This is a genomic window from Ruegeria sp. F5, assembly GCF_056533845.1.
The window spans coordinates 37,979-59,867 of record NZ_JBQFOU010000016.1; the positions used below are offsets into that span (position 1 = coordinate 37,979).

General features: G+C 53.8%; 17 protein-coding genes. 9 read left to right on the plus strand and 8 right to left on the minus strand.

Features of this window, described 5'->3' with window-relative positions:
* The first annotated feature begins 296 nt into the window (after nt 1-296).
* Together ACR0K1_RS19935 and ACR0K1_RS19940 are read left to right on the plus strand one after the other, a co-directional pair.
* On the plus strand, nt 297-1,502 hold the full coding sequence (locus ACR0K1_RS19935) for a DEAD/DEAH box helicase (RefSeq protein WP_480851676.1): 1,206 nt from the start codon (nt 297-299) through the stop codon (nt 1,500-1,502).
* A 45-nt stretch (nt 1,503-1,547) separates the two neighbouring features.
* Complete coding sequence (locus ACR0K1_RS19940) at nt 1,548-1,808, plus strand: hypothetical protein (RefSeq protein ID WP_480851677.1); 261 nt, start codon at nt 1,548-1,550, stop codon at nt 1,806-1,808.
* Between the two features lie 81 nt (nt 1,809-1,889).
* Here the strand turns inward: ACR0K1_RS19940 and ACR0K1_RS19945 are convergent, their stop codons facing one another.
* Nucleotides 1,890-2,573: an IS6 family transposase gene (locus tag ACR0K1_RS19945; RefSeq protein WP_480851678.1), complete on the minus strand. Its 684-nt coding sequence runs from the start codon at nt 2,571-2,573 to the stop codon at nt 1,890-1,892.
* Nucleotides 2,574-2,819: 246 nt separating this feature from the next.
* On the opposite strand from ACR0K1_RS19945, the gene ACR0K1_RS19950 reads away from it, so the two are divergent.
* Nucleotides 2,820-5,072, plus strand: a complete 2,253-nt coding sequence (locus tag ACR0K1_RS19950; RefSeq protein ID WP_480851680.1) for a UvrD-helicase domain-containing protein — start codon at nt 2,820-2,822, stop codon at nt 5,070-5,072.
* Between the two features lie 370 nt (nt 5,073-5,442).
* On the opposite strand, the gene ACR0K1_RS19955 is transcribed toward ACR0K1_RS19950, so the two are convergent.
* From ACR0K1_RS19955 to ACR0K1_RS19975, 5 genes are read right to left on the minus strand one after another with little or no spacing between them, the layout of a single operon-like run.
* Nucleotides 5,443-6,402 (minus strand): XdhC family protein, encoded by a 960-nt coding sequence (locus tag ACR0K1_RS19955; RefSeq protein ID WP_480851682.1) that lies wholly within the window; start codon nt 6,400-6,402, stop codon nt 5,443-5,445.
* Nucleotides 6,403-6,436: 34 nt separating this feature from the next.
* The gene (locus ACR0K1_RS19960) at nt 6,437-7,504 is read right to left on the minus strand and encodes a GlxA family transcriptional regulator (RefSeq protein WP_480851684.1); all 1,068 of its coding nucleotides are present in this window, start codon (nt 7,502-7,504) and stop codon (nt 6,437-6,439) included.
* 54 nt (nt 7,505-7,558) lie between these two features.
* The gene (locus ACR0K1_RS19965) at nt 7,559-8,491 is read right to left on the minus strand and encodes a ribose-phosphate pyrophosphokinase (RefSeq protein WP_170753548.1); all 933 of its coding nucleotides are present in this window, start codon (nt 8,489-8,491) and stop codon (nt 7,559-7,561) included.
* 41 nt (nt 8,492-8,532) lie between these two features.
* Nucleotides 8,533-9,153: a phosphoribosyltransferase family protein gene (locus tag ACR0K1_RS19970; RefSeq protein ID WP_170753550.1), complete on the minus strand. Its 621-nt coding sequence runs from the start codon at nt 9,151-9,153 to the stop codon at nt 8,533-8,535.
* Between the two features lie 14 nt (nt 9,154-9,167).
* On the minus strand, nt 9,168-9,905 hold the full coding sequence (locus ACR0K1_RS19975; protein WP_480851685.1) for a BtpA/SgcQ family protein: 738 nt from the start codon (nt 9,903-9,905) through the stop codon (nt 9,168-9,170).
* Between the two features lie 103 nt (nt 9,906-10,008).
* Here ACR0K1_RS19975 and ACR0K1_RS19980 point away from each other — a divergent pair, with 103 nt between their 5' ends.
* From ACR0K1_RS19980 to ACR0K1_RS20005, 6 genes are all read left to right on the plus strand, one after another.
* A complete protein-coding gene (locus tag ACR0K1_RS19980; RefSeq protein ID WP_480851686.1) occupies nt 10,009-10,917 on the plus strand; it encodes a LysR substrate-binding domain-containing protein in 909 nt (302 codons plus the stop codon).
* Nucleotides 10,918-11,427: 510 nt separating this feature from the next.
* Nucleotides 11,428-12,309, plus strand: a complete 882-nt coding sequence (locus tag ACR0K1_RS19985; protein ID WP_480851688.1) for an FAD binding domain-containing protein — start codon at nt 11,428-11,430, stop codon at nt 12,307-12,309.
* On the plus strand, nt 12,306-12,782 hold the full coding sequence (locus tag ACR0K1_RS19990) for a (2Fe-2S)-binding protein (RefSeq protein WP_480851690.1): 477 nt from the start codon (nt 12,306-12,308) through the stop codon (nt 12,780-12,782). The genes ACR0K1_RS19985 and ACR0K1_RS19990 overlap by 4 nt, the downstream gene beginning before the upstream one ends.
* 64 nt (nt 12,783-12,846) lie before the next feature.
* Nucleotides 12,847-15,213 (plus strand): xanthine dehydrogenase family protein molybdopterin-binding subunit, encoded by a 2,367-nt coding sequence (locus ACR0K1_RS19995; RefSeq protein WP_480457460.1) that lies wholly within the window; start codon nt 12,847-12,849, stop codon nt 15,211-15,213.
* Nucleotides 15,214-15,397: 184 nt separating this feature from the next.
* The gene (locus ACR0K1_RS20000) at nt 15,398-16,834 is read left to right on the plus strand and encodes an ammonium transporter (RefSeq protein ID WP_480851693.1); all 1,437 of its coding nucleotides are present in this window, start codon (nt 15,398-15,400) and stop codon (nt 16,832-16,834) included.
* Nucleotides 16,835-17,305: 471 nt separating this feature from the next.
* On the plus strand, nt 17,306-18,514 hold the full coding sequence (locus ACR0K1_RS20005) for an aminopeptidase P family protein (protein ID WP_480851695.1): 1,209 nt from the start codon (nt 17,306-17,308) through the stop codon (nt 18,512-18,514).
* 223 nt (nt 18,515-18,737) lie between these two features.
* Here ACR0K1_RS20005 and ACR0K1_RS20010 read toward each other — a convergent pair whose 3' ends face one another.
* Nucleotides 18,738-20,279 carry a phospholipase D family protein gene (locus tag ACR0K1_RS20010; protein WP_480851696.1) on the minus strand — a complete coding sequence of 514 codons (1,542 nt, stop codon included), beginning with the start codon at nt 20,277-20,279 and terminating at the stop codon, nt 18,738-18,740.
* 223 nt (nt 20,280-20,502) lie between these two features.
* Entirely contained in the window at nt 20,503-21,840 is a 1,338-nt protein-coding gene (locus ACR0K1_RS20015) for a tetratricopeptide repeat protein (RefSeq protein ID WP_480851698.1), read from the minus strand.
* Between the last annotated feature and the right edge of the window lie 49 nt (nt 21,841-21,889).

The following is a 21,889-nucleotide window of genomic DNA, read 5'->3' on the forward strand; positions in this document are numbered from 1 at the left end:
GGGTCGGCCGGGATATCTTTCCGACACATCCGGTTTCAATCGTCCGACAACGATTGACACCAGGCACGCCATGCACCATGTGTCATGAACGTCATCGCTCTGCCGCGTGAGCAGGCGGGATCAACCCGCCCCCGGCCGTGACGTACCGTTTTCCCACATCACGTAGGGGGGACGTCGCCCAGGGCGGCTCTCGGCACAATGCGGTGCCGCGGGCGGTTGCTCCGGGTGCACCCCGACCGAACGATCGCAAGGGCGCTCGTCGGTGATACCGGACGCCTGTTCGGACAAGGACTGACATGACATTTAATGAACTCGGGCTGAACGCCCGCATGGTCTCGCGGCTCGATAGCCGGGGACTGACCGACCCCACGCCGATCCAGGCTAAGGCCATTCCGCGGGCGCTCGAAGGTCGCGACATCCTCGGAATCGCCCAGACAGGAACCGGCAAGACCGCTGCGTTCGGCATTCCACTGGTTGTAGCGCTCGCCAAAAGTTCCGAGAAGGCCGCGCCTAAGTCGGCACGCGGGCTGATCCTTGCGCCTACACGGGAACTTGCTAACCAGATTGTCCAGAGCCTCAAGGGCCTGACCTCTGACCTTCGCATCATGCTTGTCGTCGGAGGCAAGTCGATCAACGCACAGGCGCAAAAGCTTTCGCGCGGCACCGACATCCTCGTGGCGACACCGGGTCGACTGATCGATCTCATGGACCGGCGGGCTGTCGACCTGACCAAAACGCGCTTTCTTGTCCTCGACGAGGCGGACCAGATGCTCGATATCGGTTTTGTTCATGCCCTGCGGAAAATCGCACCGAGACTGGGCAAGGATCGCCAGACAATGATGTTCTCGGCCACCATGCCGAAGGCGATGGCGGATCTTTCTCGCGATTATCTGACTGATCCGGTTCGCGTCGAAGTCTCACCTCCCGGTAAGGTTGCCGACAAGGTGGCCCACTCGGTGCATTTCGTTCCAAAAGAGAAGAAGCAGGATCTGCTCATAGACCTTCTCGACGGACACCGCGACGACCGGGCGCTGGTCTTCTCACGCACCAAGCACGGTGCGGAACGTCTGATGAAGCACCTCGAGAAGATCGGGTTCGCGGCCACTTCGATCCACGGCAACAAAAGCCAGGGCCAGCGCGATCGCGCTATCGCCGCCTTCAAGGCAGGGGCGGTGCGTGTCCTCGTCGCAACCGATGTCGCTGCACGCGGTATCGACATTCCCGGTGTGGGCCACGTCTACAACTACGATCTGCCGAACGTTCCCGAAAACTACGTCCACCGCATTGGGCGGACCGCCCGAGCAGGACAAAAGGGGCGCGCGGTCGCATTCTGCGCGGCTGACGAGATGAGCGAGTTGAAAGCCATCGAGAAGGTGCTTGGCACTGGCATCGAGGTCGCGGGCGGTGCGCCTTGGGGCGGAAACTCTGAAAAGGCCAAACCAAAACCCAAGCGCCGCGCTCGTCGCCGCAGCGGGCGAAGACCCGAACGCATGGCCGCCTGACACCGGTCGGGTGGAACAACGATGGATAACCGGAATGGAAGACAGATGAGAGACCTCGAGTTCGACCTTTCCGGCTTCCGCCGAAGGCTGCTCGACAAGTTGCTGGCGGCAATTGCCGCTGCTCTTGCAGTCGCTGCACCGGGGTCTGCACAGGACCGCTCCGGCGTGCCGCCGGACAACGCGCAGAACCGGACCTTTTGGGCGGGTTGGGACCACACCATCGGTTTTCGCAAAGACGACGGTACCTGCGCGGCTCCCGGTAGCATTGGGCAAGGTCATCGCCGATTTGCGGGCCGAACGTCCTGAGCGCGGGCCATGCCATGGATCAAGATCGGTTCTGTCGCAAACTTTTTAGATGGCAGAGCATCAGTGAAATTGGTGAGCGGTTTACTCTGCCAGTTGGGCGAATTGTTGAAACGGACGGAGTCCGGGCGTGAATTGGTCTTTGCGGATCATGTTGACCAGTTCTATGCCTGCCAGGACAGATGCGGCTGAGGCGAAAGATTTGAATCCCAGCATCGGTCTGATCCGTCGTTTGATGAATCGATGGTCTTGTTCAATGATGTTATTGAGGTATTTCCGCCTCACCATCTCGATCGGGATCGGGCAACCAAAGCCTTTCAGCATCTTGTTGATCGCCTTAATGCCAGCTGTGTTGGCGCCACTTTTGTCGATAACGATCTTGCGCGGCAATCCGTTCACCTCGAGAGCGCGGGCGAAGAACCTCGTCGCAGCGGCCTTGTTCCGGCGCTCGGACAACATGAAATCTAAGGTCTTCCCGTGTTTGTCGATCGCTCGGTAAAGGTAAACCCATTCGCCTTTCACTTTCACATAGGTTTCATCCATGCGCCACGAACGGTCTGCGGGACGCTTTCTATACCGCGCTGTTTCAGCAATGAGGCCGGCATATCGACTGACCCACCGGTTCAGCGTTGCGTGATCCAGATCAACGCCGCGTTCCGCCATGATTTCTTCCAGATCCCGGTACGACAAACTGTAGCGCAGGTAGAAGAAAACCGCGTGCAATATCACGTCCTTCGGAAAATGCGCGCCCTTAAATGAGATCGTCACGGTCTGCTCCTGTCATTTAGAGCACGCGCTACCAGAAATGCAGTCGAACTGACAGGTAGGGGCGAAGTTTGCGACAAAACCGACTGGAAGCTATGGCAAAAGCTGAGAAATCTTCGTCAGTCGAAGCGGGGCTCTCAAACCCCTGAGGGCTACGACGAACGCGCAGCTGCCGTAGTCGCAGCTGCAGATTGCTTGCCACGCCATCCGGGGCCGTTAGAGGATGCTCGCGCCCACCTCACCGCAATTGTGTCCGGTGCACAGGAGGTTCTCGCCGCCTATCAAGCTGCAAAGCGCGTGGCGGGTCTCATCGACTATGCCGACATGATCGTTGAAACTGAAGCCCTGCTTAGGAGGGATCCCGCAATCCTGCAATCGATTCTTGGCGAGATCGATTGTGTGGTGATCGACGAATTTCAGGACACCAACCCGGTTCAGTTCGCCCTACTATGGCGGCTTGCCTGTAGTTCCAAGCATGCACTCATCGTCGGAGACACCAAACAGTCGATCATGGGATTTCAGGGCGCAGACGCCAGGCTGTCAGCAGCACTGCAAACGGCCAATCCGGATGTTATTGCACCGCTTGACCGCAACTGGCGGTCCGATCCGCGGATCATGGAACTCGTCAACACCCTTGGGTCAACACTCTTCCCAGATAACTACGATGCTCTTTCGCCAGTGAGGGCTGAAACCGGTGAGACGGTATTCGAAGCCCTGAACTTGCCACGTAGCGACTTTGTAAATGCAGCTCCCTGCATCGCCAACCGAGTCGCCGAGCTTCTGGCCAACGCAACAAATGTGTTCGACAAAGTGCGAGAAGAGCTTCGTTCCGTTCGTCCAGAAGACATCGCTGTGCTGTGTTACACGCACGGTCATGCCAGCAATGTCGCCGCAGCACTCGAGGCACTTGGTATCCCTGTGCGCATTCAGCAGGCGGGTTGGCTCAACGCACCTGCTATGTGTGCTGCGCGCGCGGCGCTGGCCTACGCGTCTGACCCCAATGACAAATACGCGGCACTCACCTGGCTGACGCTAGGGCCACCTCGAGTGGCGCTGGAGGATGCGCTTCGCAACGCCGTGGATGGGGTCCTGGACACACATCAGTCATTGGAAACCCTTAGAGGATTGAGCCAAGCAATCGAACAGCTTCCGATCGCTGACGCGGTTGTCTTTGTGTTGCAGTCTGTCGGTTTACGAGACTGGGCTGCAGGCATGCCCGACGCGACACAGGCCTTGGCGGATTTGGCCCGACTGGATGGTGAAGCGCAGGAGTTTGACCGGATGTTGCCTGGGCTTCGCGCCGCAGCCGGCTTCCATGGCCGCAACATGCAAATTTTCCTTGGTTGGATTTCGGGGCAGACGGAAAGAGACTGGGATCGCCACCCAGACCCCGATGCTTGGTCTGGCAATGGTGTTGAGATTTGCACATGGCATTCTGCGAAGGGCCGAGAATGGCCGATCACAATCGTAGCTGGTCTTGACCAGAAGATCGCCGAGCGGCCGGGCACCTTGCGTGCTGAATTCGAAAGCTTCGACGACCTTTCAAGAGTGCTCGACAACGCTGGCCTTGGCTTCTTGCCAGACTTTGCAGCCCCAGAGAGTCAGCAATTGTTTGATGCACCGCGCCATCCAGAAGACATGAAAGACGCCGCGCGCAAGCTCTATGTGGCACTGACACGCGCGCGAGACAGACTGATCTTGGCTTTGCCAAAAGAGCGTAGAGCTGCTCGAGTGTTGCCTGAGCGGATGGTAGACATTCTGCGGGATCACGGGGGTCTTGCGGTGAAGGAAGGCGGGATTTCCCTTTGTGGCCGCACCTTTCAAGCACAGATTATTGACGGGAAAACAGACGCCCCGGAAACGCCATCAGTTGCGGAACAAACAGCGCGGCCAGCTTTTGGTGAAAGGCGCGCTTTAAGGCCGTCTGACAAGACTGCATGGCGGCAAAGTCCATCGACTTTCGAGGGCGTAGACGAAGTAGTGGTTAGTGAGCTGACCACACTCGACCTTGGAGCACCGGTCACAGACAGTAAAGTGGTTGATCCGGCTGCACGCGGAACGGCATGGCATCTGGCGTTTCGAGTACTTGTCCAATTTCCGGACAAAGCCGATCAACTGCAAGCCGCGACCGGTTTGTCGGAGAAAACCCTTGAAGAAATCACGGTTCATGCCAAAGCACTCACCGCTTGGCTCGATGATAAAGGCTATAACCGATTGCATTTCGAACTGCCTCTCCAGCGGGTAGCTGAGGATGGTTCCGAGACCAATGCTATCATCGACTTGTTGGCCGAAGGCCCGAACGGTTTGTTGATCGTAGACCACAAGTCCGGTGCCTGCCCCAATCCAGAGGCGCGTTTCGCTACCTATCAGCCTCAACTCGCAGCGTATGCAGACCTGATCCGAAAGGAGTGGCCGGAAAAACAACTCAATGGAATTGCTATCAACTGGATGAGCGAAGGCACAGTTTCGGTTTTGCCAATAGCAGAGAGCGTCTCAGCTTAGATCAGATTGATACGGCCCGGGTTTGTTTGTCAGATCATAGCGGCCAGAATTTTGTTGACCGCCTTGCAGGAAAACGTTGCGGGGTCTGATTGACGGTTGGGCAGCTCGGGTTGGTGTATATTTAACATAATTAAGCTTCTGCGCTTTTGGTCACTTTTTCGGTGTGCGCTTCTTTCAAGTGCGATGATGTGGATGCTTTCCCCAACCCGACGGCATCGAAATTTGTGGATATACACGGATGTTTCTTTCTCAGGAGAAACAAGATGTCGGAATTCAGTACCTTGCCCATTGATCTTACCAAAAACAGTTTTGGTCGGTGCAAAAAGGCAGCAGTCCACGTTGAACGGACCCAAGTTCATCAACCTTAAGATCAGCCTGCTTGCGGCAAACCCAAATGTCTTGTGTTGAAAGCTCCTAGCACTTCGGCCAAGACCGAGACTGCGAGAGTGCCGGCATCGCGCGCCGATGGGACAATACCCACTGGGCCGACCAGTCGGTCCAGAGACGCTTCGAGAACACCCATTTTCTTAAGTTCAGCAATCCGGATATCTCTGGCGCGACGGCTACCTTGAGCGCCGATGTAAAAGGCGGGTGTTTCAAGCGCGTGGGCGAGTATCGGCGGTTCCCAATCGTGGTCGTGAAAAAAGAGAATAATCGCTGTGTATGCATCGACGGAAAGATCAGGTGGAAAGCTTCGATTGGTCAGGTGTTGCGTATTGCAACCCACTCGCATGGCCGCTTCCAACGTTTCGGTATCCGGGGTAAGCAAAAGATTGGCGTGACCCATTGTTTGAACCAGCGAAGCAAAAGTACTTGCTTCTGGTCCCTTTCCGAAAACGTAAAATCTGAGCTCTGGGTTGATCTGAAGCACGAATGTTGCTTCTTTGACCGCCGCTTCGGTATCACCAATTAGGGAAAGTGCTCCGGTATCGGTTTGTATGTGCAGGGTCAAAACCTTTCGAGCCGCATGGCACTCGCATATGTCGCGAAGGACAGAGAGGTCTGGTGCAGGTATAAGCAACACGCTCATTCCTCCCCCGCAAGGCAACTGGATGTCGCGATACGATGAGCCGCGGCCGTAATGCACAGTTTTTGGCCGTCCGTTTGCAAGGGCTTCCAGCGCATGCAATGCTATATCGGCTTCGACACAGCCCGACGACAAGCTACCTACTCGCCGCTTGTCTTTGAATACTGCCATCATAGCTCCAAGCGGGCGGTATGAGGGTCCTTCTACGTTCACAATCACAGCAAGGGCGCCTTGTTCGGGCGAGTCAACTAATGCCCGGATTGGCTGCAAAGGTGCGCCGACGTCGAGTGCTGTAAGTGTCATTTTTCCGACATTCATCGCAGCGCTACAGCCTCCGTTAATTCATAGATTTCGTTAGAGGTTCACGCGATTGATTAACGCGCCATTGCGCGCTGTAGTCGCGCGGACTAACCCCGTATCGCTTTTTGAAGCGATTGTTGAAATGGCCCACGGAAAACCCACACGCGGATGCGATTTCCATGATGGACAAATTGGTTTCGCCAAGTAGTACATGCCCCCTTTCGAGGCGCAAATCTGAATAGAAGCGCTTTGGGGAGGTGCCTAAGTAAATTTGAAACAATCTTTCGATCTGCCGACGCGAAATACCCGCAGCCTTAGTCATTTCGTTTAGCGCCAATGGTTCTTCAAGATTGTTCTTCATGAGTTCCAATACAGTTATGAGGGCCTTGTTGCGATTTCCGATCATATGAGCAATGGAAGATTTTTGGGGGACATGATCGCTGTTCTTGCGCCCATGGATGCACATGTCAGCTACCAGTGCCGCAAGTTCATTCCCATGGTCTTTGGCGATGATGGACAACATCATATCTGCAGCTGCTGAACCGCCACCGCAGGTCAAAAGCCCAGAATGGTTTTCATATAGATTCATAGTGGGTACGAGTGTTGGGAAAGCTTCGCAGAACGCCGACTGGTTCTCCCAGTGCAACGTAAAACGCTTGTTGTTCAAGATGCCCGCCTGGGCCAATTGATATGTCCCAGTACAAATTGCTCCAAAGCTGCGCCCAAAGCGGTGCTGTCCGCGGATCCAGTTTATGGTTTGACTATCGGAATTGAGTCCTGGTTCCGTTCCACCACAGACAAATGTGTATCTGTCATCCACTTTTTGCGGCAGCTCAATATCCGGTGTAATTGAGATCCCGTTAGAGCAATTGACGGTATTGTTCTGGATCGACGTAGTGTACCAGCGATACAACTGTTTGCCGGTCAACTGATTGGCCACACGCAAGGGTTCGATGGCCGAACTAAGAGCGAGCAAAGTTAGATTTGGTAAAAGCAGGAATAGATAGTCGCGCGCGGGTGCATCTTCGGGAACTTGGAATGAGGCGGCACCTTTCGGCACAAAATCATAACCACTGACAAAGGCCCTTTGCTCTAAACGCGACATATCTATCTCCTTATTCTGTGTTGGAAACTCTCCGGCTGATCTTCCCCTGCTGTATCACTCGAAAAGAACGCTGACCGATTCCGAATTCGCCGTACGCACGATGGCTTTGCCGAACATATCGGAAACTGTGATGACCCGAATGCGATCCGACGCTTTAACTGCATCGGTTGCTGAAATCGTGTCGGTAATGACCAACTCTTTCAGGTCGGACCCATTGATGCGTTCAACGGCTTTGCCTGAAAGAACGCCGTGGGTGATAAAGGCAGAGACATCTTTTGCGCCATTCTTCAAAAGAGCCGTGGCGGCATTACACAATGTGCCACCAGAGTCGATGATGTCGTCGACCAGAATGCACGATTTGCCAGATACATCCCCAATGACATTCATGACTTCAGATTGGCCTGGCTTGTCCCGACGCTTGTCAACAATTGCTAATGGGCTCTTAATACGTTTGGCAAGTTGGCGCGCGCGCACCACGCCTCCAACGTCAGGTGACACGACGATTGTGTTTCCAGTGTCATAGTTTTTTTCGATGTCGCGTACCATCGCAGGGACAGCAATTAGGTTGTCTGTTGGGATATCGAAGAACCCTTGAATTTGGTCTGCATGCAAATCCATTGTAAGCACACGGTCTGCACCCGCCGACGTAATGAGGTTTGCAACCAATTTAGCCGAAATGGGCGTGCGAGGTGCAGGTTTGCGATCCTGGCGAGCATATCCGAAGTATGGAATAACAGCGGTAATTCGTTTTGCAGATGCTCGTTTCAACGCATCGATCAGAACGAGCAACTCCATCAGATTGTCGTTAGCAGGATATGATGTCGATTGTATTACAAACACATCGTCTCCTCGCACGTTTTCTCCGATTTTGACCCAGACTTCTTCGTCCGCAAAACGGCGCACGAGGCATTCGGCCAACGGGGTTTTCAAGTATCCGGCAATTGATTGAGCCAGATCGGTATTGCTGTTACCGCAGATAAGTTTCATTGGTCGTTACCTCGTGCGCGTCGGGGAGTAGTAGTTTTCGGTTAGGTGGGAAATGCCATGGATGGATCGTAGGAACGGAAGCTCTCCAGGAAGTGGTTGTTTGCCTCCTCCTGCCACTTAGTGCCGGGCTGAATGGCCGTAACGCACTTATATTTTTCGCGGTATTCCGCGGTGGCTTCGTTCTCTTCGATGACAACCGCGACCATGCCGGCGACAACCCCTTGTTGTTGTTCGACGAGCTGGATGGCTCCGTGCATTGTGCCGCCGGTTTCGACCCATTGGTCAACGAGCAGTACGCGGGTTCCGGGTCGGAATGCAGGAAGGCGCATTTCCATGTCTTGGGTCTTGCCCGAGTAGTTGGTCATCGACGAACTGTCAGTGTCTACGCACAGTTTTCCGGCTTTGCGGATGGGCAGAAAGCCCTTACCGATCCGCGCTGCGATGCCCGCGGCGAGCACAAAACCCATAGCATCCAGGCCAGCAACGACATCGATCTCATCGGGGTCCAGATCAGCGCACAGATCGTCGAGAAGATCTTGGTATGCTTTACCATTTATGTAGATCGAAGTTGGATCCAGCCAGGCAAACTTTTCGCCTTTAGTGTTGGGGGCCATGATGCCGAAATACCAGCGGTCTTCACGGGGTCCTTTGTCGAGTGCCATGTTAGGTTACCTCTCTATCTCTTGGTGATTGTCATAAGTTGCTGAAGGCGAGCGGGATTGATGTTGTAGAAATCGCCCTCATGGTTGATTCCGGTGGCGACCATTAACAGGTCGACATCATCGCTGTAGTCATTCGCGTTTTCAGGGGTGACACCCGATGCAATTCCAAGCGCCGTATCACCACAGTTTTTTCGGAACGTTTCTATCTTTCCGAGGTCGGCGGCGTGACCGGTGGCGACACCTGAAGTCAGCACTACATCCATGTAGTTACAGGCCAATTGGGCACTATATCCATATTGGGAAGGGTCAACTTCACGCTGTTTCTTGAAGCAGGTTCCGCCAATGTAGAGACCGTTCCAGCCGCTTTGCTGACGAATGAGGTCTATTTCAGAAGCTTCGACCTGATCGTTCTCTCCTCGGCGCTCGTCGATGCATGCATCATCCGCCCAGTAACTGTCTACGCGGACACCTTCGCGCTGCAGGTCGCCAAGGATCGGGAACGCGATTTTTCCAGTTACTGCGAGGAAGTTTACGCCGAACCAGTAATCCGGGAACTTGCCCCGGACAGACCTAATAATTGGGACCAACTTTTCCTTTTCGAAATCGTGATTGATTAGAAATACGCCGGGGCAACCACAATCGATTGCGACCTGGACATTTTTCTCCGCTTGGGCCTCGTTGAGCACATGGATAACGGGCAGAACGACCGGTCCCGCATTACCAAATTCAGTGTGAAAGTCGCTGCGGTTCATCCTCACTCTCCGTTGGGTTTCTGGAATGAGGTGACGTTAGAGCTTGCAAAGGGATTAATACAATTTATAGTTATAATGATTAAATAAAGATCGGAAATGCTTTGTGTCGACGATTAACCTTCCAACGGATTTGCTAAGGACCTTCGTGACGGTCATCGACTTGGGCGGTTACACGCGCGCCGGTGATGCTCTTGGCCGTACTCAGCCCGCAATCAGCCTGCAAATGAACAGGCTGCAGGATTTACTTGAAACCAAGCTTCTGGAACAGAAAGGAAGGTCACTGGAGTTGACTGAGGCAGGCAGTGCTTTGGCCGCATTCGCTCGCCAAATCCTGCATCTTAATGACGAAGCGGTGGCGCGGTTCAAAAGTCCAGAGCGACAAGGGGTGCTGAGGATCGGGCTTCCAACTGACTTTGCGGTGTCGAAGTTGCAAGCCACGGTTGCCGCGTATGTGGATGAGCACCCGGATGTTGATCTGGAAGTTAATTGTGGACTGTCTTTGGCGCTGTTTGAGGACTTACATAAAGGCGAGCTTGATCTGATTATTGCTTTAATAGGCGAAAAGACCCAGCAATACTTGGTGCGGGTCTGGGAGGATCAGCCGATCTGGGTAGCCAAGAATGACTTCCTACTGAGCCCCGACGTTGTAGTTCCTATTGTAGGCCACCCTACTGGATGCGAATATCGCAATCGCATGACCGACGCCCTTGGCTCTGTTAACCGCGATTGGCGCTTCGTGTACACCAGCCCGGATGTATCTGGATTGCAATACGCCGTCGGAGCTGGGTTGGGCGTTAGTGCCATGACCAATGCGACGTTGGACGATGAGATGCGAATACTTAGTGAGGATGAGGGTTTTCCCCCTCTGAAACCGATTCGCATAGGTCTGTTTTACAAACTTCCGAATATGAGCGCGGCCGGGCTCGAACTCTCAAACCGGTTGATAGATTGCCTGGATCGCAACACAGATCAGCACTTCAAGGCTGCCGCTCACCCGTTGCCACCTTCCTAACTCAAATAGACCAGATCACGGTGCGTAAGGCTGGCGACCTTGTGCAGATGGCTGAATTCTATCTTGGATTTCCTCTTGGCCGTGACCTCACTTCAGAATCGTAGAATCCTCTTTAGGATCAACGCTACGGAGTATGCATTAGCATTCCTTATGAGAACATTTTCTTAATAAATTATGAAAATGCACTGTTTGGAGCTTACTGTATTGCAAGAATAGCTGACAGGGAGGGGTGCTATGAAATTGCGTTTCGCCAATTTGCTTTGGGATGCTGCACTTACAGCCGTACACCAGAATGAGCCGGCATACTTCCAGCAGCTCTACTTGGGAGAAACTAAGGCCGAGTCTGGGGCCTTGCTCGAATGCTTGTAACGCGGTGAACGCCGCAAACTGAACAAGCACTAAGCGCGCGGCGTGACGTGTCCCTCCCCGTCTAGGCGCCGCGCGCAGGAACTTGCATCTGAGAATGGCGGCAATGTGCCGTTGTTCGCAATAACTGGTAGGAGAACCGCGTTGACACGCTCTTTCGAATATCTTCGCCCGGACAGCATTGAGGAAGCCGTTGCTATGAAGGCCGAACACGGGGACCGCGCGCGGTTCTGGGCCGGAGGCACGGATATGATGCTGCTGTTTAAGCGCAAAAAACTTGATCTGGATTTTTGCATCGACCTGTCGCACATCGCTGATCTGCGTTACATCGACGAGGAAGATGGGGCCCTGCGTATAGGTGCCATGGCCACATTGGATGATCTCGACCGCGCCAGCGGCATTAATGCGGCTACTGCTGCATTGGGGGAAACCTCTCGCATGATGTGCACCAAACAGTCGCGCACCATAGCGACTGTAGGTGGCAACATGTGCCACGCTTCACCATCGGCTGACCTGTCGCCGCCACTGACAGCACTTGGTGCACAGGCTGTGATTCAAGGTCCAAGTGGAGAGCGCAGCCTGCCACTGGAGCAATTCCACAAAGGTGTAAACCAGATCGATCTGGGCGATGGTGAGTTACTCAAGGAAATCTTCATTCCTAAGGCCAGCGGACGTATTGCAGCCTCTTATAATCGTGTCGCACGGACCGTAGTCGATATTGCCTTAGTTAGCTCAGCGGTGTGTCTCCGACTGGACGATGGCGATAATATTGAAAGTGCTGGCGTTGCTCTGGGTGCGGTAGCCCCCAACGTGGTGCGTGTCAGTGGTGCGGAAGGCGTGCTGAGCGGTGCCACACTTGAGCAAGCAGCCAACGGGCTGGCGCAGAAGGCCGGTGCCGAATCCGCAAGTGCAGCCCGCGCCATCAGCGACATCCGCGCAAGCAAAGAATACCGCACGGACATGACCGCCGTTCTGACAGCGCGTGGTGTCCAGAAATGTGTCGAAAACTTGAAAGGCTTGTCATGACTGAGACGTTGAAAGTGAATGGTCAGTCCTATGCTGTGGAAATCAATCCGCACAAAGCACTGTCTGATGTGTTGCGCGACGATTTAGGCCTATTTGGTGTTAAAGTGTCATGCGGTGAAGGCGAATGCGGCTCTTGCACGGTGCTGGTTGATGGCCAACCCGTCACATCCTGCTTGATGTTGGGAAGTCAGGCTGTTGGGCGTGAGGTCGTTACGATCGAAGGGATTGGGACACGCGACGCGCTTGATCCTGTTCAGGAAGCGTTCATCGAAGAACAGGGATTTCAGTGTGGGTTCTGCACGCCCGGTTTCATTCTGGCTGCCAAACACTTCCTCGAAGAACACCCAAACCCAACCAAGGAAGAAGCCGCCACAGCAATGAGCGGAAACATCTGCCGCTGTGGGGCGCACCCCTACATCGTCAATGCAGTGATGAATGCCGCTAAGAAGATTCAGGCACAGAAATCGACGTAGATATCAATTATGGCGCAGCTTCGCGCCGACCCGGAAGCACGGGTATCGACATTCGGAGGACATGATGGGCGAACAACACACACCCAAGAAGTTCAAAATCGCCGGCAAGGGCATTCCTGTACTAGACGCCAAGGACAAGGTAACTGGCGAGCTGGAATTCGGCGTTGATTTTGAGATGCCACGCATGGTGCACGGAAAGATCATTCGTTCGACTGTACCGCACGCCAAAGTTAAAAAAATCGACGCCTCCAAGGCACTCGAACTTCCTGGTGTCCTAGGGGTCGTTTCGCACGTAGATGCGCCGGACCTGAACTGGGACGGCGTTTGGGACAATTATCGCGGAAAGATTCTCGACGGCACAGCTCGGTTCGTAGGAGACGAGATTGGTGCAATCGCGGCCACGTCCGAAGAGATTGCCGAACAAGCGTTGGAGCTGATTGAGGTCGAATATGACCTACTACCCGCACTTTTGGACGTTGAAGAAGCGCTAAAGGACGAAGCCCCACAAGTTCGTGAAGAGGGCAACGTGCGCGATGAGTATCGCGTAGTTTGGGGCGATATTGATGAAGGCTTGGCCGAAGCAGATGAAGTTGTTGAAATCGAAATGCGGTTCAAGGCCCAGAACTACGCGGGGATCGGGCGCAACGCCTGTATCTGCGACTGGGACGGTGACAAGGTAACGATGTGGACGTCATCTCAAACGCCGTCCGAACTGCAACAAGGTATTCATCAGGCGTTTGGTATTCCGATGGCAAACGTGCGGGTTGTAGCCTTACCGTCCGGCGCGTCTTTCGGGCTTTGGTGGTCCAACAACTTCATGATGGTAACCGCGCTTCTTGCCCAGAAAATTCGACGCCCGGTGAAGATCGAACTCACCAGCGAAGAATGCATGGCAACAGTCAAACGCCGCCATATCGAGATCACCAAGGGTCGTATGGGGGTGAAGAAGGACGGCTCACTGACTGCAGCCAACTTCAATCACTTGATGGATAACGGTGCCTACGGCTTCAAAACAGACGTTTATTTCTTTTGCTGCGACCTTTGGGGCGGAGCCAAGAACGGCTACTATGGTGTTCGCGGTGCCAGCACCAACCTGGTAACGTCGGGCTGCATGCGTGCGGTGGGCGACATTACGATGGGCCTTGCCGTTGAACGCCTAGCCGACAAGGCGGCAATTTCAGTTGATGTCGACCCGGTCGAGTTCCGCATCAAGAATCAAATTAAGGCTGGTCAATCCCTGCGGATGCAGGAGCCTCGTCAGCATATGAAGGGTACGCTAACCGAGTATGTAGACGGGCTGACTGACGAACAGCAAGGCGAGTGGCCCGAGATGTTCCACCTATCGGCTGGGGACACCGAGGCGCTGCTTGTGCAGGGCGCTGAAAAGTTCCGCTGGAAAGAGCGATTCAAGGGCTGGGGTGTGCCCTCGTCCGTAGAAGGCAGCAAACGTCGCGGTGTTGGCGTCGGTACCGGTGCACATTGTTGCGGTGTGGAGTTCGGCGGCAACGTCAGCTCGGTTGTTCGGGTGAACCTGGATGGTTCGATCAACGTTTTCTCCGCCTGCGGCCGTCAGGGGCAAGGCAGTGAAACGACCCTGTCGCAAGTCGCCGCAGAAGAATTCGGTGTGCCAATCGAAATGGTCAACATCGAAACCGGCGATACCTCAGCCGTGCCCTTCGCCTCTGGCTCGTCCGCTTCGACAACTATGTTCCGCGTCGGCTGGGCCACCCGTGAAGCGGCCAAAGACGCCAAGCGGCAGGTTCTGAAGATCGCGTCGCGTGAGTTCTTTGACAATATCGATCCTGAAGAACTGACCATTGATGACGCTTTCATTTGCCTTAAGAACCGTCCGGAAGACAACCGTCGCGTTGCGCTCGAAGAGATGATGAACGTCCTATGTTCGGACAGCCTTGCCCAAACTACGGTCATTACTGGTCGCCCCGACAAGGCAATGCCACCCACAATCGCCTTTGCCCGTCAGTGGGCCGCGCAATTCTGCGAGGTCGAAGTGGATGTCGAGACCGGCATCATCCAGATAACTGACTACCTTGCAGGTCAGGACAGCGGCACAGTCATGAACCCAAAGGTTCTGAAAAACCAAGTAATTGGTGGCGCGATTTGCGGCGCGGGCTTTGCTCTCTATGAGGGCATTGAGTTCGATCCCACAGACGGCAGGGTGTTGAACGACGGTTTGCTCGATTACAAGCTGCTGCGCACAGGGGACTTTCCACCGGACGCGGAAGTGTTTTTTGTCGAGAGCGAAGATCCGGTCGGACCATTTGGCGCTCGCGGCGCGGGGGAAAGCCCTGCGGCCGCAGCCGCTCCGGCAATCTGTCAGGCCGTGTATAACGCAATCGGTGTTTGGGTCGACGTGCCCATGACACCGGAAGCTGTGATCCGGGCACTAAAGGATAAAGAGGAAGCGGCGTAACCGCGTATCGGCGGCGGTCGGAGGACCTATTCAGACCGCGGCCTAATTGGTCTCAGTTGGCAAGCAACTGAAATGAGAAACTTGTGCCGGATCTACCCGGCACAAGACACGGGAAGTTTGCGTCTACGAGCGACATTCCGCAATTGAAACAAGAGACGAACAACTTGGGGGAAGGAGACCAAAAATGGCACTAGAGAATGCGCCACAAATCTTCGCTGACCAGGTCAGTACTGGACAGTTGCTACAAAACGTTGTCTACGCATCGGGCTGTGCTGGCGGGCTTTTGATTATCGCTGGACTCATCCTGGGTGATGCAGGAGGCATTCGTCGCGGCAACAACTTCAACGCGACCATAGAAAAGCTGGTCGGCTTTTTCATAAGCTTTACCGTCTACTATGTAATCGGCTTCGCCATCTGGGTCTCCCAGTACTACATCATGTTTCAAGGACCGGACTATCCCGCCAACGTGGCATTCTGGGATGCCATCAAGGCCTGGTGGATTGGCGGCGATATGATGAATTCGCTTGCTCAACACATTGATCCGGCCATATTCCCAGGACTGAATACCTTTCAGATCTTCGCCTTCTTCCTGGCAGCCTTTACTGGTCTCATAAACCTTCTGCTGCACCTAGCGGTTGGCGAGCGAATGAAGGCATCAGCGTTCTATGTGACCTGTGTGGTTTCGACAATCGTATCCGCGATCCTGAGCCAGTGGACTTGGGGTTCGGTTGGTTGGCTGACAAACGCCGGATATCACGACTACTTCGGAGCCGGTTTCGTCTATTTGTTCCCCGGCGGGATGGCGATTGTATTTGCCAAGGCTCTGGGTCATCGTCCGGGTATTTTCTCTGAGCATCCCAAGGTTCCATCGTATATTGTACCAAATCTAGGACTTGCTACAACTTGTGTCGTAATGGTCTTTGCAGGCATGCCCTTGGTCATTATCGCATGCATGTTCTTCTTCGATCCTGGCGCTCTCGGAGTAAGCATTACGATGGCAGATACGTCCGTCGGCATCGCACTAAACAACTTTGGCGCGGCTTGGGCAGGTGGTTCGCTCTCGGGTGCACTGATTGCTTACAAAACCAGGAAGTACGCCTATTTGCTGCTTGGCCCGTTTGCAGGACATATCGCCGGCGCGAGCGGTTTTGATATCTATGTCCCATGGCAAATGTTCCTTGTTTGTGCAGGAGCACCCTTCGTCGCCTACTTCATTTACGAAGCGACTTTGAAGATGAAGATTGATGAGCATAAACTGATCCCGTTGATGGCCGGGTGTGGTTCATATGGTCTTCTGATGATTGGCGTCCTGCATTCCGGCACTCCTCACGGCGGATTTGTTGGCTTGGAAGGAGACTATGCTTTCCAGAATGCCCAAGTCTCGCTGGGAATGCAGGCTTTGGGTATTGTTGTTTCGCTCGGACTGGGAATTGTAACGGCCTTGGTACTGACGCCAATCCTGAAGGCGACGACAGGTCTTCGTGTATCCGAAGATGATCAAGCTGATGGAGTAGATCTGATCAAATGGGGTGTGACAAGTGATGTCGTGCCAAATCTCAGCCCATCTGAATCGCAACCTCAGCAAAAGAGCGTTGGGCAACTAAACGAAACGACCTCTTGAGCATTTGTTGGCGAAGAAAAAGCTCCGGCCGAGGCCGGTGCTTTTTTGATTGCGGCGAAGGGCATCGTTTCTAATGTCTCGGAAGATGGACACACGTCTGTCTTCATCCAGGAATGGCGCAACGTTTGAAAGCCAATACCACGTTGGAACCTCGGCAGATAAGCGGACCTGTCGCGAAAATCGAAGTTGACCTCAGACGATTATCCAAAATCTTGTTACGCTGAGGTTAATGACAATAGTCATGGGCCCCGCTAATTCTCAATACGTGCCGATCTTGAATTAGTTAATTGAAACAACATAATAGAGGTTCGCAATACTTCTAGAAAAGTTAGTCAGGACGGACGAAAAAGATTGGATTCGAACCATAATTCTGGCAAAATAATACTTACGCAAATGGCGATGGCGTCGCCACCGGGAGGCGCGTGTTTCTAACAGTCCTGAACGCCGGGACCTTCTTAAACGGAGGTCGCTATGACTGCACGTCCTGAATTCTATCGTTTCCACAATGGCGAAAAAGCTGACTTGCAATTCGCCCCAAGCGAATACGCTGCCCGCGTAGACGGTCTTCGCAAAATCCTGTCCGACACGGGCTCGGATGCTGCCGTGTTCACGTCCATGCACAACATTTCATACTACTCGGGCTTTACCTATTGCGCGTTTGGTCGACCCTATGCGCTGGTCGTAACACCTACAGAATGCGTCACTATTTCGGCGGGCATCGATGCAGGCCAGCCGTGGCGCAGATGCTACGGGGACAACATCACCTACACCGACTGGCAGCGCGACAACTATTGGCGCGCGATCCTGTCCGTCACCGGTTCGGGAAAAGTCATAGGCTTTGAAGGCGACCATCTAACTCTGTTGCAGCAGGGCAAGTTGAATAGCTTCCTTTCACCTTCCAAGACTGTTGATCTCTACGAAGCAACGATGCGCCAGCGCATGCACAAATCGCCTGCCGAGATTGAGATGATCCGCGCCGGTGCCGCCGTGGCTGACGTCGGTGGATACGCGATCCGCGAGGCCGTCAAAGAAGGCGTGCGCGAGATTGACGTGGCAATGGCTGGGCGAGACGCGATGGAACTGGAAATCGCCAAGCGCTTCCCTGATGCCGAATACCGCGACACGTGGGTCTGGTTCCAGTCGGGCATCAACACCGATGGGGCGCACAACCCTGTGACGGGCCGCCGTCTGCAGCGCGGTGATATCTTGTCGCTGAACACTTTCCCGATGATCTCGGGTTACTACACCGCACTTGAACGGACCATGTTCGTAGGCGAAGTGGACGCGGCTAGCCTGAAGATCTGGGAGGCTAATGTGGGTGCGCATGAGCTGGGAATTTCTCTGCTGAAGCCCGGCGCGTCCTGCGCCGAAGTTACACACAAGATCAATGACTTCTTTGCGGAGCGCAACCTGCTACAATACCGCACTTTTGGTTATGGCCATTCGTTTGGTGTGCTGTCACACTACTATGGTCGAGAAGCCGGATTGGAATTGCGCGAAGACATCGACACTGTACTGGAACCGGGCATGGTGATCTCGATGGAGCCGATGCTGACCATTGCTGATGGAGAGCCGGGTGCAGGTGGCTACCGCGAGCACGACATCCTGGTTATCACCGAGGACGGCAATGAGAACATTACCGGTTATCCTTACGGTCCTGAGTTCAATGTAGTAGGATAAGCTTGGCCATTAACAACCTGGTCGGTGGCATTCGATCCAGTCATGCTCGATCCGTGTGGATCGAGCAAAAACTGAAACAGTTATCATTGTGCATTACTTTAGCCTTGGGCAAGATGGTGTAGCATACCTGCTGCGCTAACTTGCTTGTTTGGTACAGAAAGTTCGTACCTTCTGAAAATGAAACTAAAGTCGTACTACTGGTCAAAACACTGCAATGGAGTCATCAAAGCATCCATTCTACCGGTAGCCACCTGACCACTGCCGTCAGGGCGCGCTGAAAACCGTTGGTTTCCGGGTCTGTAGTATGAACTCTTACAGTCCCGTCTTTTTCTTCTTGAACCCAGATCATCTCCCCCTTGTCGTCATGCTCAAGACGGTAGAAGAGCTCAGGCTTGTTCAATTGATCAGCGAGCGACACAGCGATCGTCGGACTTTCGATCAACAGACCCATTTCGGTGTTAAGACTCGCAGACCTGGGATCGAGGTTGTATGAGCCAATAAAAATCCGCTTACTATCTGACCCAAATACCTTTGCGTGCAGGCCCGATGCCGATCCGGCCAGTATCTCTGGTAGGCTTCGGTCTCGATGTTCCTGCCGCAAAGCGCGCAGCTCTAAGAGTTCTACACCGCTGTTCATCAAGTCATCCCTGTACCGCATGTAAGCTGCGTGAACTGGCATCACGTCGGTCGCGTCCAAGGAGTTGGTCAGGACACGGACTTTTACTCCGGACTTCGCTAACCCATTCAGGACCTCGGCTCCTCGTTCACCGGGAATAAAATAAGCAGATACAAGATCCAGTGATGTTTGAGAGGCTTTGGCGAATTCGATCAGTCGTTCGACGATTAGGTCTTCACTTGTGACACCACCCAAGCCTTTGGCCGGGTCGTCGACAAAAAGAGTGACCTCACTCCAGTCGAACTTCAAATCATGTCCCTCAATCCGGTCGGGTAGTTCACTTTCCTCGATTGCTTTCTGATAACCTGCGCCGATGGCAGTCTGGCGCGCCGCATTAGCTTTGGTCTGTAGGCTTTTTTCCGCGGGAAGGTCTAAGAAGAGAACGGCATCATACGAAGAAGCGCTATTCCAATATGAATCGAAGGACAGCGATACCTCTTCCACAATAGGACCGATGGCTATCGCATCTACGTCAAGATAGTGAGTTCCTGTCCCGTAGTCGAAATATATGTCGCCGATATTGCGACCACCGACAATTGTGGCCACCCCATCCACTGTCATTGACTTGTTGTGCATCCGCCTGTTCAGGCGGCTGAAGTCAAAGGCGTACGACAATAGTTTGGGGTTTCTCAGTGTGAACGGATTAAAAATGCGAACATTTGCAGTGGGCAAAGCATCCAGTTCGGCAAGCAAACCATCCAATCCTGAGATGCCGTTATCGTCGACCAGCAACCTAACCCGCACACCACGCTCGGCTGCTGCCCTAAGCTCGTCAAGTAGCATCAGGCCGGTCACGTCATCCTGCCAGATGTAATACTGAGCATCGATTGAAGATGTCGCTTCCCTCGCGAGGATGGCGCGGGCTGCGAATGCCGCGCGGCCGCTTCCTAACGGGCGCACCCCGTCGAAGCCGGGATTGCTCTCCAAAGCGCTCTTGATGGTCGTCCCAAGTGGTCCAGTCCAATCGGACCCTTGCATCACAGTCTGTTCGGCGAAGTTTTCTCGCGGCAGTGGAAACGCCAGCCTTAGTCCGGCGACAGCCAATACGATTGTCGCGGCTACAATCAAACAATTCCTGATCAGTCGCACTTGAGGCCTCGTGTCTGGCAGATAAGAAGAGCTTCGCAGATATGCTTGGCTTATCAACCTCTGAATTTTAGCGTTTAGATTCGGTCGATACTAATCGAAGAATTCGAACAGGAGCCTGTGCAAGTTGGTCGAAGTAAACGGCCTGAGGCAGGAATTTTTTTGCGGACGGGAAGATGCTCAACAACTCGTGCTATTCACTCTGCCCAACCGGGAGTTTGCTTAGTCAGCTTGGTGAATAGGTATCAAGCACAAAGAGCACACGCGACCGCGTCGCAGGATCGTTCACAAAAAACCGAGTTACGACCTCACGAGCAGGAAAATTAGGCCAAGTGTCTATCATCTCGCTTACCGCCTGTTCCGCCCTTTCAGGGTTACCCATTTCGTGATACGCGGTTGCAAGCAAAAAGAGGCTCGGAGGACTTACAGGATGGCCGCGTTCCGCTGCTTTCGAAAAGGCCTCGATAACTGCCTCGTAGTTTTCCAGCATCAACTGTGATGCGCCGTAGATGTTATTGTAGGCGAAGCGGCCTATTCCAATTCGAGATCGATCTGGGTCAGACACCTCCGACACAAACAAGGGATCATTTGCCAGAAGGGCTGTAATGCCAATCAAATCCTGAATGTGGCCATCTTGAGGTTCAAGATCCAAAGCAATTCTGGCGCGTCTAAGTGCCCCTTCAATGTCTCCAGATACGACTAGGGTCCAGCCGTGTGACGCCTGTGCCCAGCCATCCATTGGGTCCAGTGTGGTCGCATGCTCTGCCATAATCATCGCTTCATTGAGCAAGGCAGCAGATGCGCCCGCATCGGTTGTTAGAAGTGACTTTAGGGCAAGCACTTGGGCTGAACCTGCATAACCCGCAGCCAGGTTCGGATCCAATTCAATGACATGCCGGAACGCATCCAAGTTAATGGTTTGCCGCCGGAGATCAAATAGCGGAAAGAACAATCCCCGGGTCTGCTCAGCCAAGTTATTAGCCTGAACGCTGGTAATTGAGCGTTCCCGAAGGGCGGCCAATTCTGCTTGGGATTTCGTGGTTGCGAACTCCGTATTTGGCTGAAAGTTAAGGAACCCTAGATATGCGACCCCAATTGCCAACAAAAGCACCAGTCCGCTGAGGGACAACCCGAACTTGTAACGCCGCGAACTGATCGAGTGAGTAGACACCAATTGGCTGGTTGCGCCACTTGGCTCTACCATTATCGATCGTTTGAACTTTGGTCGATACCCCCCGGTCTGCATACTTATGCGTAATGGGTCCGATTGACCCACCCCGGTGTAATAATCATCCAAACCTCGCCGGAGGCGACGGGCCTCAACCCGGACGAGGTTCAGTGCACTCCCGTTTTCATCAAGCTCCTTATCGTAGACATCGGTCGCAATAACTTTGCCCTTTGTAGAACTCCCATGACCATCAAGTTCCTGCTCGACAATGTAGGTTAAGAAGGTTTGTAGTTTAGGCGACCCAACAAACTCCGCAGACGCAAGAACGCGCTCAAGCGCATGCCTGACTTCTTCGGCTGTTATCTGTTGCTCTGGAATATTCTTAAATTCCTTCATTACTTCAATAACTTATTTCCCCCGAAGGATTGGATATATCGCTCTAACT